The sequence below is a fragment of the Serratia proteamaculans genome (assembly GCF_008830365.1).
Classification (GTDB): Bacteria; Pseudomonadota; Gammaproteobacteria; order Enterobacterales; family Enterobacteriaceae; genus Serratia; species Serratia proteamaculans.
In genome coordinates this window covers 1-13952 of sequence record NZ_WBKI01000006.1, presented here as the reverse complement: position 1 = coordinate 13952, position 13952 = coordinate 1, and the positions used below count along the sequence as shown (strand labels likewise).

Sequence of the window (13952 nt, the reverse complement as noted above, 5' to 3'; positions counted from 1 at the left end):
GTAAAAATGAAAGTTCGTGCTTCCGTCAAGAAATTATGTCGTAACTGCAAAATCGTTAAGCGTAACGGTGTCGTTCGTGTGATTTGCAGCGCCGAGCCGAAGCATAAACAGCGTCAAGGCTGATTATCTCGCATATTTTTCTTGCAAAGTTGGGTTGAGCTGGCTAGATTAGCCAGCCAATCTTTTGTATGTAGCTGCAACATTATTTGAGTATCCTGAAAACGGGCTTTTCAGAATGGTGTTGCCGTATAAAATAGTAGGAGTGCATAGTGGCCCGTATAGCAGGCATTAACATTCCTGATCATAAACATACCGTTATCGCCTTAACGTCGATCTTCGGAATCGGTAAAACCCGCTCACAGTCTATCTGTGCGTCTACGGGTATTGCCGAAAGTGTTAAGATCAGTGAGCTGTCTGAAGAGCAAATCGAACAGCTGCGTGAAGCAGTCGCCAAATTCACCGTAGAAGGTGATTTGCGTCGTGAAGTTACCCTGAGCATCAAGCGTCTGATGGATCTTGGTACATACCGTGGTTTGCGTCATCGTCGTGGTCTGCCAGTTCGCGGTCAGCGTACGAAGACCAACGCACGTACCCGTAAGGGTCCGCGTAAACCGATCAAGAAATAATCAGGGTGATTGAATAATGGCAAAGGCACCTGTTCGTACACGTAAGCGTGTAAGAAAGCAAGTCTCTGACGGCGTGGCTCATGTCCATGCTTCTTTCAACAACACCATTGTAACTATTACCGATCGTCAGGGTAATGCATTGGGTTGGGCAACTGCCGGTGGTTCTGGTTTCCGTGGTTCTCGTAAGTCAACTCCGTTTGCAGCTCAGGTTGCAGCAGAACGTTGTGCTGACGCAGTAAAAGAATACGGTATCAAGAATCTGGAAGTTATGGTTAAGGGACCGGGTCCAGGCCGCGAATCAACTATTCGTGCTCTGAACGCCGCTGGTTTCCGCATCACTAATATTACTGATGTGACTCCTATCCCTCACAACGGTTGTCGTCCGCCGAAAAAGCGCCGCGTATAACGCTGCTTTTAGGTTTGTTGGAGAAAGAAAATGGCAAGATATTTGGGTCCTAAGCTCAAGCTTAGCCGCCGTGAGGGCACAGACTTGTTCCTGAAGTCTGGCGTTCGCGCGATCGATACCAAGTGTAAAATTGAGCAACCGCCTGGTCAACACGGTGCGCGTAAACCGCGTCTGTCTGACTACGGTGTACAGTTACGTGAAAAGCAAAAAGTTCGCCGTATGTACGGTGTTCTGGAGCGTCAATTCCGTAACTATTACAAAGAAGCAGCACGCCTGAAGGGCAACACCGGTGCAAACCTGTTGCAACTGCTGGAAGGTCGTTTGGACAACGTTGTTTACCGTATGGGCTTCGGCGCTACTCGTTCAGAGTCACGTCAGTTGGTTAGCCACAAAGCAATTATGGTAAATGGTCGCGTTGTTAACATCGCTTCTTATCAGGTATCTCCGAATGACGTAGTCAGCATCCGCGAGAAGGCTAAAAAGCAATCTCGTGTTAAAGCTTCTCTGGAGCTGGCTGAGCAGCGTGAAAAGCCGACCTGGCTTGAAGTTGATGCTGCTAAGATGGAAGGCGTGTTCAAGCGTATGCCTGAACGTACCGATCTGTCTGCGGACATTAACGAACACCTGATCGTCGAGCTTTACTCCAAGTAAGGCTTAGTACCAAAGAGAGGACACAATGCAGGGTTCTGTGACAGAGTTTCTAAAACCGCGCCTGGTAGATATCGAGCAAGTCAGTTCGACGCACGCCAAGGTGACCCTTGAGCCGTTAGAGCGTGGCTTTGGCCATACTCTCGGCAATGCACTGCGCCGTATTCTGCTTTCGTCTATGCCGGGTTGCGCGGTGACCGAGGTTGAGATTGATGGTGTACTGCATGAGTACAGCACCAAAGAAGGCGTACAGGAAGATATCCTGGAGATCCTGCTCAACCTGAAAGGGCTGGCGGTGAGAGTTCAAGGGAAAGATGAAGTTATCCTTACCCTGAATAAATCTGGCATTGGCCCTGTGACCGCTGCCGACATTACCCATGATGGTGATGTCGAAATCGTCAAGCCTCAGCACGTGATCTGCCACCTGACCGATGAAAACGCTGCTATCAGCATGCGTATCAAAGTTCAACGTGGTCGTGGTTATGTGCCGGCTTCTGCCCGAATTCATTCGGAAGAAGATGAGCGCCCGATCGGTCGTCTGTTGGTTGACGCCTGCTATAGCCCTGTAGAGCGTATTGCCTACAATGTTGAAGCAGCGCGTGTAGAACAGCGTACTGACCTGGACAAGCTGGTCATCGAAATGGAAACCAATGGCACGATCGATCCTGAAGAGGCGATCCGCCGTGCGGCAACCATCCTGGCTGAACAACTTGAAGCTTTTGTTGACTTACGTGATGTTCGTCAACCAGAAGTTAAAGAAGAGAAACCAGAATTCGATCCGATTCTGCTGCGCCCTGTTGACGATCTGGAATTGACTGTCCGCTCTGCTAACTGCCTTAAGGCAGAAGCTATCCACTACATCGGTGATCTGGTACAGCGTACCGAGGTTGAGTTGCTGAAAACGCCGAACCTGGGTAAAAAATCTCTTACTGAGATTAAAGACGTGCTGGCCTCCCGTGGTCTATCTCTGGGCATGCGCCTGGAAAATTGGCCACCGGCAAGCATTGCTGACGAGTAACCGGATCACAGGTTAAGGTTTTACTGAGAAGGATAAGGTCATGCGCCATCGTAAGAGTGGTCGTCAACTGAACCGTAACAGCAGCCACCGCCAGGCTATGTTCCGTAACATGGCCGGCTCTTTGGTTCGTCATGAGATCATCAAGACGACCTTGCCAAAAGCAAAAGAGCTGCGTCGCGTTGTTGAGCCGCTGATTACTCTTGCCAAGACCGACAGCGTAGCTAATCGTCGTCTGGCATTCGCCCGTACTCGTGATAACGAGATCGTGGCAAAACTGTTTAACGAGCTAGGCCCGCGTTTTGCGAGCCGTGCCGGTGGTTACACTCGCATTCTGAAGTGTGGCTTCCGCGCAGGCGACAACGCGCCGATGGCATACATCGAGCTGGTTGATCGTGCTGAGTCTCAAGCAGAAGTAGCAACTGCAGAGTAATCTGTAGACGCGTGGAAAAACCGGGCTTGCCCGGTTTTTTTACGTCCATCATCAGCCAAACGTGCGTTCTGTCCCTTCCTGACTTAAGATCCCCGTCCCTATCCGCTATGCTAACGCTATTAATCAGCTCTACTGAGAGATCATGCTATGTGGTTACTCGATCAATGGGCAGAACGTCATATCCTGGATGCGCAGACCAAAGGGGAATTTGATAACTTACCGGGCCAGGGTCAGCCGCTTGAATTGGATGATGACAGTGCTGTACCTGTAGAATTGCGTACCGGCTTCCGCTTGCTTAAAAACGCCGGCTATTTACCCGCAGAGTTAGAAGATCGCAAAGAGGCTTTGAATATAGCTCGTTTGCTGCAAGGGATTGGTAGTGGGCATCCGGACTATGCCGAACTTGGTAAACGAATGGCGTTACTGGAACACCGTTTACGACAAGCAGGAATGAGTACTGATTTTTTGCATGGTGAATATCAACGTGCACTGAGTGGCAAATTTTCATCGGAGGATGAGTGATGCTTAAGATTGGCCAACTGGCAAAGCTTGCTGACGTGACGCCGGATACCGTGCGTTATTACGAGAAGCAGGGAATGATGGATCATAACATCCGTACCGAGGGCGGTTATCGGTTGTACAGCGATCAAGACCTGCAGCGGCTGCGTTTTATCCGTTATGCCAAGCAGCTCGGTTTCACGTTGGAAACTATCGCCGAACTGTTGTCGATCCGTGTTGATCCCGAGCACCATACCTGCCGGGAATCGAAGTCGATTGTCGATGCGCGGCTCAGTGATGTTGAAAATAAGCTTAAAGAGCTAACACGGATGCGTGAATCGCTAAAGCGTCTTAGCGATGCTTGCTGCGGTAGCGCGCATACCAGCAATTATTGCTCCATCCTGGAGGCGCTTGAACAAGGTGCCAGTGATGATAAAGCTAAAAAAGGTGCCTGAATGGGCTATCAGCACTTTAATTTTTATACGGCCGGCAGTATTATCGCCACGATTTATATCCATAGATAAACAAGGAGCATTACCATGACTAAATACCGTCATACCAAAGGCCAGATACAGGACAATGCCATTGAGGCACTGTTGCACGATCCGTTATTCCGACAAAGGGTAGAGAAAAATACCAAAGGCAAGGGTAGCTACCGGCGTAAAGACAAACATGCAAAAGGCGGAAACTGGGAGGCCAGTGGCAAACTATCAAGCGATAATTTACCACTGGCCTTCTGGTTTTAATGCATTAAAAAAGCCATCTTAATAAGATGGCTTTTTAGTCGCGTAGGAGAAACTGTTTTACAGTTTAGGTTGTTGCTGTTGACTCAGTAAATCACGAATTTCAGTCAGCAGTTTTTCTTCTGCGGTCGGTGCCGGAGGCGCTGCTGGCTCTTCTTCCTGTTTACGACGCACTTTATTCATTAATTTAATTGCCAGGAAAATAGCGAAGGCAACAATCACAAAATCGAAAATGGTCTGAATGAATGAACCGTAGTTCATTACTACTGCAGGAATCGCGCCCTGAGCTTCGCGTAATACCAGGTGGAATTGTTTGAAGTCAACGCCGCCAATCAGCAAGCCCAGTGGTGGCATAATGATATCTGCAACGAAAGACGAGACGATCTTACCGAATGCCGCACCAATAATCACACCTACTGCCAAGTCGACCACGTTGCCACGCATGGCAAACTCGCGGAACTCTTTCATCATACTCATAGAACGCACCCCTTGCAGAATTTAATAACTCAAGTTTAACAAAGCAATTTCCCTTTGCCACAAAAGGAGCGAAAACTTTTATCTCCTTCCATGGCGGAGAACAACTTCGCAATTATAGACCATCTATTACTACATTTGTTCTACAAGAAGAATGGACTTGGTTGGAACAGGCGTTCAACGTCAGGAACGAACTTTTTGTCGGTTATAAACATAATGACATGATCGCCTTGTTCAATTTTGCTGCTGCCGTTGGCAATAATAACGTCATCACCGCGCACAATGGCACCAATGGTGGTACCCGGCGGCAATTTAATATTTTCAACTGTGCGACCGACCACTTTTGAGGTGCTCTCATCACCGTGCGCAATGGCTTCGATGGCTTCCGCGACACCGCGGCGGAGTGAGGAAACGCTGACGATATCCGCTTTTCTTACATGGCCCAACAGCGCTGAAATGGTTGCCTGTTGTGGGGAAATGGCAATGTCGATGACGCTGCCCTGTACCAGGTCAACATAGGCACGACGCTGAATTAACACCATGACTTTTTTGGCGCCCATGCGTTTGGCGAGCATAGCCGACATAATGTTTGCTTCGTCGTCATTGGTGATCGCGATAAATACATCGACCTGATCAACATGTTCTTCCGCCAGCAGTTCCTGGTCCGAGGCATCGCCATAAAATACGATGGTGTCATGCAGTTGTTCAGCCAGTTCTGCGGCACGTTGCTGATTACGTTCAATCAGCTTCACGTTGTAGGATTTCTCCAACCGTTGCGCCAGGCCAGCACCGACGTTGCCTCCCCCGACAATCATGATGCGCTTATAGGGTTTCTCTAATCGTTGTAGTTCACTCATTACCGCACGGATGTGCTGCGAGGCGGCAACAAAGAACACTTCATCACCGGCTTCAATAATAGTGGAACCCTGCGGGCGAATCGGTCGATCCTGGCGGAAGATAGCAGCGACGCGAGTATCAATGTGCGGCATATGTTCACGCATTGAAGACAGAGCGTTACCCACCAACGGGCCACCGTAGTAAGCTTTTACTGCGGCGATGCTGACCTTGCCTTCTGCAAAGTTGACTACTTGCAGCGCGCCCGGGTATTCAATCAATTTATAGATGTAATCGATAACCAACTGTTCTGGTGAGATCAGGTGGTCAATGGGTACCGCTTCCGGATTAAAAAGCTTCTCTGACTCGCGGATATATTCTGGCGCACGGATGCGGGCGATTCGGTTAGGGGTATTAAACAGCGAGTAGGCAATCTGACAGGCAATCATGTTGGTTTCGTCTGAGTTAGTGACGGCAACCAGCATATCGGCATCTTCAGCCCCTGCTTCTCGGAGCACGCGTGGATGAGAGCCATAGCCCTGAACAACCCGCAGGTCGAACTTATCCTGTAACTGACGCAGGCGGCCGGAGTCGGTATCCACGACGGTAATATCGTTATTTTCGCCCACCAGGTTTTCCGCCAGTGTCCCGCCAACCTGACCCGCGCCAAGAATAATTATTTTCATTCGCTTCTCTGCTTCACACTGAAACCGCTGAAGATTATCTGAAAGGGCGCAACAGCCGCGCCCAGAGTACTGAACAGCTACATTTTAATCAGCTTAGCGTAAAAGAAGCCATCCCCATCCTCTGGATGTGGAAGATTCTGTCGGCCAGGCTGTTGCTCGTTGCCGGTTTCAGCCAGACGGGCCTCGGGATGACGCTGAAGGAAGGCGCTAATCTGCTCTGAGTTTTCTGCCGGCAGAATGGAGCAGGTGGCATACACCATCACACCACCGCTTTTGAGATGCGGCCAGATGGCCTCAATAATCTCGGCCTGGAGCGTGGCCAGCTCCGCGATGTCTCGGTCGCGACGCAGCCATTTGATATCTGGATGACGGCGGATCACACCGGTAGCTGAGCAAGGGGCGTCCAACAAAATACGATCGAACTGTTTGTCGCCGCACCATTGTTGCGGAGTGCGGCCATCGCCCTGCTTCACTTCAGCGTGTAAACGCAGGCGTTGCAGGTTTTCTTTGACCCGGCTCAGACGTTGTTCATCGATATCGACGGCCATCACATGGGCTTTGGGAGCCGCTTCTAAAATGTGGGTGGTTTTACCGCCGGGAGCTGCGCACAAATCGAGGATCTGTTCTCCGTCTTGCGGATCCAGCAGATCGACACAACCCTGAGCGGAGGCATCCTGCACGGTGACCCAGCCGTCGGCAAAGCCCGGCAGATCGGTAACGGGGCATGGTGCAAGCAAACGCACGGCATCGCGATATTCGGCATGCGGTTCGGCGGCGATATCAGCCTGTTCCATCAACTGTAAATAGGCTTCGCGAGTGTGATGCAAGCGGTTGACGCGCAGCCACATTGGCGGTTTCTGATTATTGGCATCAATAATCTGTTCCCACTGCGCGGGATAGGCCTGTTGGATACGTTTCAATAGCCAGCTAGGGTGCAGATAGCGGCTGTCATTATTGGCCGCACGTTGCAGCAATTCTTCCTGCTGACGTTGGAACTGGCGCAGTACGCCGTTGATCAGACCTTTAAGCTGTGGACGCTTCAGCGCAACTGCACCTTCCACGGTTTCCGCCAGCACCGCGTGAGCGGGAATACGGGTATACAGCAGTTGGTATAAGCCGACCATCAGCAAATAGTGCAGCGTACGCTGCTTGCCGGTCATTGGCTTGGCCATTAATTGTTGAATACACCATTCCAGTTGCGGCAGCACGCGGAGGGTGCCGAAGCACAGTTCCTGCAGCAGAGCACGGTCCTTGTCAGAAATGGTCTTTTGCAGTGACGGCAGTACAGTACTGAGTGACTGGCCCTGATCCAGCACCTGGCCGATGGCTTTGGCAGCGATGCTGCGGAGATTGTAATTGTTTTTCATAGGCTAAAGCTGATAACGATCGGCATTAAGAAAGAAACAGCCCGGCGATTATCGGCCGGGCAGTGGGGGCGGTTTATAACCGGTTGCCCGGTGTAAACCATTCACGACGTGAGTTCAGCAGATCCTGCGCTGACATGGGTTTTTTGCCTGCCGGCTGCAGTTGAGTCAGGTTAAGAATACCCTCGGAGGTCGCCACCTGAATGCCGTGCTTATCGGCATGGACGATGGTGCCAGGTTCTGCGTCCGTGCTCTGCGTCAGCACCGTTGCCTGCCACACCTTCACCGGTTGATCGTCAATGGTGAAATAGCTGACTGGCCACGGGTTGAAGGCACGAATACAGCGTTCAAGTTGCGCAGCGGACAGGCTCCAGTCCAGGCGAGCTTCTTCTTTGCTCAGCTTTTCGGCGTAGGTAACCAGCGATTCATCCTGCACTTCACGTTTCGCCGTACCCTCAGCCATCTGCTGCAGCGTGGTCAGCAAACCCTGCGGGCCAAGTTGAGCCAGCTTGTCGTACAGACTGGCGCTGGTGTCAGCGGCTTCGATCGGGCAGGCGATCTTGTGCATCATATCGCCAGTGTCCAAACCCACGTCCATCTGCATGATGGTCACGCCGGTTTCGTTATCACCGGCCCAGAGGGAACGTTGGATCGGGGCGGCACCACGCCAGCGTGGCAGCAGTGAGCCGTGGACGTTGATGCAACCGAGTCGCGGCATCTCCAGCACCGCTTTGGGCAGGATCAGACCATAAGCCACAACCACCATGACATCGGCGTTGAGATCGGCAACCAGGTGCTGGTTCTCTTCCGGACGCAGTGATTTGGGCTGAAACACCGGCAAATGGTGCTGCTCGGCTAGAACCTTGACCGGGCTGGATGTCAACTTGTTGCCGCGACCGGCAGGGCGGTCGGGTTGGGTGAAAACCCCGACAATCTGGTGCCCAGATGACAACAGCGCGTCAAGATGACGCGCTGCGAAGTCTGGAGTTCCGGCGAAAATAATCCGTAAAGAGTCAGACACGTTGATTTCCTGATCGGTTAGGCGCGGGCGTTAAGCTTGGCCATTTTTTCCAGTTTCTGACGGATACGCTGGCGCTTCAGTGGCGACAGGTAATCGACGAACAGCTTGCCTACCAGGTGATCCATTTCGTGCTGGATACAGATGGCCAACAGGTCGTCGGCTTCCAGCTCAAAAGGCTTGCCGTCGCGATCCAGCGCTCTGATTTTCACAGTAGCGGCACGCGGGACTAAAGCACGCTGTTCGGGAATGGAAAGGCAACCTTCCTCAATCCCGGTTTCACCGCCTTTTTCCAGCAGTTCCGGGTTGATCAGCACCAGGCGCTGATCGCGGTTCTCAGAAACGTCAATGACGATAATGCGCTGATGGATATCCACCTGTGTCGCAGCCAGGCCAATGCCTTCCTCTGCGTACATGGTTTCAAACATATCATCCACGATGCGCTGGATATTCGCATTGACTTCTTTAACCGGGGCCGCGACTTTGCGCAGCCGGTCGTCTGGGTAATGTAATACCTGCAATACTGACATATATCTTGAGATCTGTATCCGAGTGATAAACGAGGTTTAGCTTCTATTCTAGACATTTCCCAGCCTGATTGACAGCATTGCGCACCAATTGCTCGAATTGGTAATACCACCATTTTCTGCGAGGGAACAGGCGATGCAGGCACAGGAGATCGGCATACGAATGCGTGGGGTCACCGGGCTGGATACGGCACAAGCCAGCCAGATAATACGGCAAATGGTGACGTCCGGTGGGCCGCCGTATTCTTTGCTGCGGGAGTTGGGGCTGAATGACCGGCAGCAGGCCCAGTTTCGCCAGGTGGATCCGCGCTATCTGACCGCTACACTTACCTGGCTGGAGCAGCCTGAAAACTTGCTGTGGATTTACGGTGAGGCTGACTACCCGGAACGACTGCTCACTATCGATGATGCACCGTTGCTGCTGTTGGTAAAGGGTAACCCGGCAGTCGTGCAGCAGCCGCAAATCGCTATGGTTGGCAGTCGGCAGTTCAGCCATTATGGTGAACACTGGGCCAATTACTTTGCCACCGGATTGGTGCACTGTGGGTTTACCATCACCAGCGGGCTGGCCCTCGGTATCGACAGCATTTGCCACCGTGCAGCGTTGGCTGCTGAAGGGGGCACCGTTGCCGTTCTGGGCAGCGGCTTGGCCAACATCTATCCGCGCCGGCATCAACGCCTGGCAGAACAGATCGTTGAAAGCGGCGGAGCACTGGTTTCTGAGTATCTGGCCACCGATCTGCCGATGCCTGACCACTTTCCACGCCGTAATCGCATTATCAGTGGATTAAGCCTGGGCGTGGTGGTCATCGAAGCCTCCCTGCGCAGCGGAACGCTGATTACTGCCCGTTACGCTCTGGAACAGGGGCGTGAGGTTTTTGCTTTACCCGGGGCTCTGGGCAACCCAATGAGTGAAGGTACGCATTGGCTGATCCAACAGGGGGCTTATCTGGTTACCGGGCCGAAAGAGATCGCTGAGCAACTGGGCAGCGGCCTGCATTGGCTGTCGCTGAACGAAAATACAACTATTTGTGCGTCAGAAGCCGAAGTTGAATTGCCATTTGCCGATGTGTTGGCTAACGTAGGAGATGAGGTGACACCTGTTGACGTCGTCGCTGAACGTGCCGGCCAACCTGTGCCAGAGGTGGTAATCAAGTTACTCGATCTGGAGTTAGCAGGGTGGATCGCAGCTGTACCCGGCGGCTATGTCCGAATAAGGAGGGCAGGCCATGTTCGACGTACTGATGTACTTGTTTGAAACTTATATCCACAATGAACCAGAGATGCGCGTCGATCAGGATCAACTGACCGATGATCTCGCTCAGGCGGGGTTTCATCGGGATGATATCTACAACGCGTTGAATTGGCTTGAAAAACTTGCCGACCTGCAGGAAGGCGAAAATGCGCCGTATTTTATGGATGCCGATCCGCTGGCAATGCGGATTTACACCGAAGAAGAAGGCGTGCGTTTGGATGCCAGTTGCCGTGGTTTCCTCCTGTTCCTGGAGCAGATTCAGGTATTGAACCTCGAAACCCGTGAAATGGTTATCGATCGTGTTATGGCTTTGGATAACACGGAATTCGATCTCGAAGATCTGAAATGGGTGGTGTTGATGGTGCTGTTTAATATCCCCGGATATGAAAGTGCCTATCAGCAAATGGAAGAACTGTTGTTTGAAGTAAACGAAGGTTATCTGCACTGAGCCGATAACATGAATAGAAGAAGTTATGACAAAAGCAGCGATTTTTGCCGCCAGGCAAAATGAACCTTGTCCGGAATGCGGGGCCGAGTTGGTGATCCGCAGTGGTCGCCACGGCCCCTTCCTCGGTTGTTCCCGTTATCCTGAATGCCAACATATCCGGCCGTTGAAAGCGCAGGCCGATGGCCATATCGTCAAGATGCTGGATGGGCAAGAATGCCCGAAATGCCAGGCGACGCTGGCCTTGCGTCAGGGGCGTTACGGTATGTTTATCGCTTGCAGCAACTATCCGGAGTGCGACCACACGGAGGTCATCGATAAACCGGATGAAACCAGTATCAGTTGTCCGCAGTGCGAACAGGGTAAACTGCTGCAGCGCAAATCGCGCTATGGCAAGGTGTTCCACTCTTGCGATCGCTACCCTGAATGCCAGTTTGTTCTCAATTTTAAGCCCGTCGCCGGTGAGTGTGAGTACTGCCACTATCCGTTGCTGATGGAAAAGCGCACGGCGAAAGGCCCAACCCTTTGCTGTGCCAGTAAACTTTGCGGGAAACCCGTAGTCACTACAGAATAAAGACATCATGAACTCAGAATCCACTGCCACCTTCCTGCCAATTATTGACGCGCTGCATAATCACCAGGTCATTGCCTATCCGACCGAGGCGGTATTTGGCCTGGGTTGTGATCCCGACAGCGAGCAGGCGGTTAATGCCTTATTGGCACTGAAACAGCGTCCCTGGGAAAAGGGACTGATCCTGGTTGCGGCCGATTATGCGCAGTTAACACCTTATATAGATGACACCGTGCTGAGTAAGCAGCAGCGTGCCACGATGTTTGCCAGTTGGCCGGGCCCGGTGACCTGGGTTATTCCTGCCAGGTCGGAAACGCCCCGCTTGCTAACCGGTTGTTTCAACTCGTTGGCGGTACGTGTTAGTGACCACCCATTGGTGCAGCAACTTTGCCGGCAGTTTGGCAAACCGCTGGTATCGACCAGTGCCAATCTTAGCGGGCAAGAGCCTTGCCGCAGCGCCGATGAAGTGCAGCAGCAGTTTGGTGCCGCTTTCCCGGTGCTGGCCGGCAACGTCGGTGGTCGTCTTAACCCTTCTGAAATCAGAGATGTCCTGACCGGTAAGCAAATCCGTCAAGGCTAGAGGTCATGTACATGGAGAAGTTTGCGGTATTCGGTAACCCTATCGGTCACAGCAAATCACCGCGTATTCATGCGCTGTTTGCCGCCCAAACAGGTATAGAACACCCTTATGGTACGGTGCTGGCGCCGCTGGACGGTTTTGAAACCACTCTGCAGGCGTTTATTCAGGCTGGTGGTCAGGGAGCGAACGTCACGGTTCCCTTTAAAGAGAAGGCTTACGAGGCGGCGACTGAACTGAGTCAACGGGCCTCGCTGGCCGGTGCGGTAAATACCTTGAAAATACTGCCAGACGGCGGATTACTGGGTGACAACACCGATGGTATCGGCCTGTTGACCGATCTTGAACGTCAGGGGTTGATCCAGCCGAAGGATCGTATCCTGCTGGTGGGGGCGGGTGGCGCGGCGCGCGGCGTGATCTTGCCGCTACTGTCTTTTGGTTGTGAAGTGGTGATCACCAACCGTACTTTTAGCCGTGCGCAGACACTGGCGCAGGTATTCCAGCACCTGGGTGAAATATCCGCGTTGCCTCTGGATCAACTCGATCAACAACAGTTTGATTTAGTGATTAACGCAACGGCATCAGGTATCAGTGGTGACATCCCGGCGTTACCGGTTGGTACGGTCAATGGCCATACCCGTTGTTATGACATGTTTTATCAGCAGGGATTAACACCCTTCCTGGCTTGGGCGCAGCAACAGGGTGCCACAGAATATGCCGACGGTTTAGGGATGCTGGTGGGGCAGGCCGCGCATGCGTTCCTGTTGTGGCATGGTGTAATGCCGGAGATCGAATCGGTATTGCGTCAGCTGCGTCACGAACTGGCCGCGTAAATTCCGGCCCGCTCTCCGGTGAGGGAGCGGGCGCTTGTCAGATATCTTCTGACAAGTATTCGTCTTTCCAGCGTACATAGTTAGTAGAAGAGTAAAGCAACCCCTCTCGCTCGCCGGCGGTCAGTGGACGAACCTGGCGTGCCGGGCTACCCATATAAAGATAACCGCTCGCCAGTCGTTTACCCGGCGCGACCAAGCTGCCGGCGCCAATCATTACATCATCTTCTATTACTGCACCATCCAGCAGGATCGATCCCATTCCTACCAATACTCGATTGCCAATGGCGCAGCCGTGCAACATGGCTTTGTGCCCAACGGTAACATCTTCACCGATCAGCAACGGATAACCTTCAGGGTTATGTTCAGACTTATGGGTCACGTGCAACACGCTACCATCCTGAATATTGCTGCGTGCACCAATTTTTACTGCGTTCACGTCGCCGCGGATGGCAACCAATGGCCAGATACTGACGTCATCGGCCAGCTCAATGTTGCCGATCACCACGCTGGAAGGGTCGATCATGACGCGTTGACCCAGTTTAGGAGAGTAATGAAGATAAGAACGTACTGCATCGGACATGGTAATAGCCTCACGTCGGGATCATATTTAACGGCAATACTAGACGTTGGCGGTGGAATTACAACCAACTGAAGTGACGGATCCTGTGGAAAACGGCCCTGATCGCGCAAGATCCACACGAAGGGGCTGAAAAGTGTGCAAACAGTAAGAAAAGATCAAGAAAGGGGTTGTGCAAAAAATTCGGATCCCTATAATGCGCCTCCATCGACACGGAACATGTGAACAACTTCACAGAGTCTCCGGGGTTCGAAGAGAAAAAATCCTGAAATTTAGGGGTTGACTCTGAAAGAGGAAAGCGTAATATACGCCACCTCGAGATAGCAAGCTACGGCGGCTAACTCACTGCTCTTTAACAATTTATCAGACAATCTGTGTGGGCACTCCACAAGACGATATCCAGAACCTTCGGGTTCGAAAAA

Annotated in this window: 20 protein-coding genes; 14 read left to right on the top strand and 6 right to left on the bottom strand. The window is 52.1% G+C overall.

Annotated elements, in window-relative coordinates; genetic code table 11:
* Positions 1-6: 6 nt before the first annotated feature.
* From rpmJ to F8R23_RS18925, 9 genes are all read left to right on the top strand, one after another.
* Entirely contained in the window at positions 7-123 is a 117-nt protein-coding gene (gene rpmJ / locus F8R23_RS18965) for a 50S ribosomal protein L36 (RefSeq protein WP_002227352.1), read from the top strand.
* A gap of 146 nt (positions 124-269) precedes the next feature.
* Entirely contained in the window at positions 270-626 is a 357-nt protein-coding gene (gene rpsM / locus F8R23_RS18960; protein WP_085119639.1) for a 30S ribosomal protein S13, read from the top strand.
* 16 nt (positions 627-642) lie between these two features.
* On the top strand, positions 643-1032 hold the full coding sequence (gene rpsK / locus F8R23_RS18955) for a 30S ribosomal protein S11 (protein ID WP_004951128.1): 390 nt from the start codon (positions 643-645) through the stop codon (positions 1030-1032).
* A 30-nt stretch (positions 1033-1062) separates the two neighbouring features.
* Positions 1063-1683 (top strand): 30S ribosomal protein S4, encoded by a 621-nt coding sequence (gene rpsD / locus F8R23_RS18950; protein ID WP_012147212.1) that lies wholly within the window; start codon positions 1063-1065, stop codon positions 1681-1683.
* Between the two features lie 25 nt (positions 1684-1708).
* Positions 1709-2698: a DNA-directed RNA polymerase subunit alpha gene (locus F8R23_RS18945; protein ID WP_002919219.1), complete on the top strand. Its 990-nt coding sequence runs from the start codon at positions 1709-1711 to the stop codon at positions 2696-2698.
* 40 nt (positions 2699-2738) lie between these two features.
* Positions 2739-3128, top strand: a complete 390-nt coding sequence (rplQ, locus tag F8R23_RS18940) for a 50S ribosomal protein L17 (RefSeq protein WP_004929726.1) — start codon at positions 2739-2741, stop codon at positions 3126-3128.
* Positions 3129-3275: 147 nt separating this feature from the next.
* Positions 3276-3650: a DnaJ family domain-containing protein gene (locus F8R23_RS18935; protein WP_129938887.1), complete on the top strand. Its 375-nt coding sequence runs from the start codon at positions 3276-3278 to the stop codon at positions 3648-3650.
* Complete coding sequence (gene zntR / locus F8R23_RS18930; RefSeq protein WP_085119637.1) at positions 3650-4081, top strand: Zn(2+)-responsive transcriptional regulator; 432 nt, start codon at positions 3650-3652, stop codon at positions 4079-4081. The genes F8R23_RS18935 and zntR overlap by 1 nt, the downstream gene beginning before the upstream one ends.
* Before the next feature lie 84 nt (positions 4082-4165).
* Positions 4166-4372 carry an alternative ribosome-rescue factor A gene (locus F8R23_RS18925; protein ID WP_085119636.1) on the top strand — a complete coding sequence of 69 codons (207 nt, stop codon included), beginning with the start codon at positions 4166-4168 and terminating at the stop codon, positions 4370-4372.
* A gap of 57 nt (positions 4373-4429) precedes the next feature.
* On the opposite strand, the gene mscL is transcribed toward F8R23_RS18925, so the two are convergent.
* From mscL to def, 5 genes are all read right to left on the bottom strand, one after another.
* Positions 4430-4846 carry a large-conductance mechanosensitive channel protein MscL gene (gene mscL, locus F8R23_RS18920; protein ID WP_085119635.1) on the bottom strand — a complete coding sequence of 139 codons (417 nt, stop codon included), beginning with the start codon at positions 4844-4846 and terminating at the stop codon, positions 4430-4432.
* 140 nt (positions 4847-4986) lie between these two features.
* Positions 4987-6363 carry a Trk system potassium transporter TrkA gene (gene trkA, locus F8R23_RS18915; protein ID WP_099065720.1) on the bottom strand — a complete coding sequence of 459 codons (1377 nt, stop codon included), beginning with the start codon at positions 6361-6363 and terminating at the stop codon, positions 4987-4989.
* 77 nt (positions 6364-6440) lie between these two features.
* Entirely contained in the window at positions 6441-7730 is a 1290-nt protein-coding gene (gene rsmB, locus F8R23_RS18910) for a 16S rRNA (cytosine(967)-C(5))-methyltransferase RsmB (RefSeq protein WP_129938886.1), read from the bottom strand.
* 73 nt (positions 7731-7803) lie between these two features.
* Positions 7804-8748 carry a methionyl-tRNA formyltransferase gene (gene fmt, locus F8R23_RS18905; protein WP_151415898.1) on the bottom strand — a complete coding sequence of 315 codons (945 nt, stop codon included), beginning with the start codon at positions 8746-8748 and terminating at the stop codon, positions 7804-7806.
* A gap of 17 nt (positions 8749-8765) precedes the next feature.
* On the bottom strand, positions 8766-9275 hold the full coding sequence (gene def / locus F8R23_RS18900; protein ID WP_085119631.1) for a peptide deformylase: 510 nt from the start codon (positions 9273-9275) through the stop codon (positions 8766-8768).
* A gap of 133 nt (positions 9276-9408) precedes the next feature.
* On the opposite strand from def, the gene dprA reads away from it, so the two are divergent.
* The 5 genes from dprA to aroE are packed head-to-tail and all read left to right on the top strand — an operon-like array spanning position 9409 to position 12953.
* Complete coding sequence (gene dprA, locus F8R23_RS18895) at positions 9409-10530, top strand: DNA-protecting protein DprA (RefSeq protein ID WP_129937474.1); 1122 nt, start codon at positions 9409-9411, stop codon at positions 10528-10530.
* On the top strand, positions 10502-10975 hold the full coding sequence (gene smg, locus F8R23_RS18890; protein ID WP_012147203.1) for a DUF494 family protein Smg: 474 nt from the start codon (positions 10502-10504) through the stop codon (positions 10973-10975). Before dprA ends, smg begins: the two co-directional genes overlap by 29 nt.
* A 25-nt stretch (positions 10976-11000) precedes the next feature.
* On the top strand, positions 11001-11546 hold the full coding sequence (locus F8R23_RS18885) for a DNA topoisomerase family protein (RefSeq protein ID WP_099065716.1): 546 nt from the start codon (positions 11001-11003) through the stop codon (positions 11544-11546).
* A gap of 7 nt (positions 11547-11553) precedes the next feature.
* Positions 11554-12123, top strand: coding sequence for an L-threonylcarbamoyladenylate synthase type 1 TsaC (gene tsaC, locus F8R23_RS18880; protein WP_129937475.1), 570 nt, complete (start codon positions 11554-11556; stop codon positions 12121-12123).
* An 11-nt stretch (positions 12124-12134) separates the two neighbouring features.
* Positions 12135-12953 carry a shikimate dehydrogenase gene (gene aroE, locus F8R23_RS18875; protein ID WP_129937476.1) on the top strand — a complete coding sequence of 273 codons (819 nt, stop codon included), beginning with the start codon at positions 12135-12137 and terminating at the stop codon, positions 12951-12953.
* A 37-nt stretch (positions 12954-12990) separates the two neighbouring features.
* Here the strand turns inward: aroE and F8R23_RS18870 are convergent, their stop codons facing one another.
* Positions 12991-13533 (bottom strand): gamma carbonic anhydrase family protein, encoded by a 543-nt coding sequence (locus tag F8R23_RS18870; protein ID WP_129937477.1) that lies wholly within the window; start codon positions 13531-13533, stop codon positions 12991-12993.
* Positions 13534-13952: the final 419 nt, after the last annotated feature.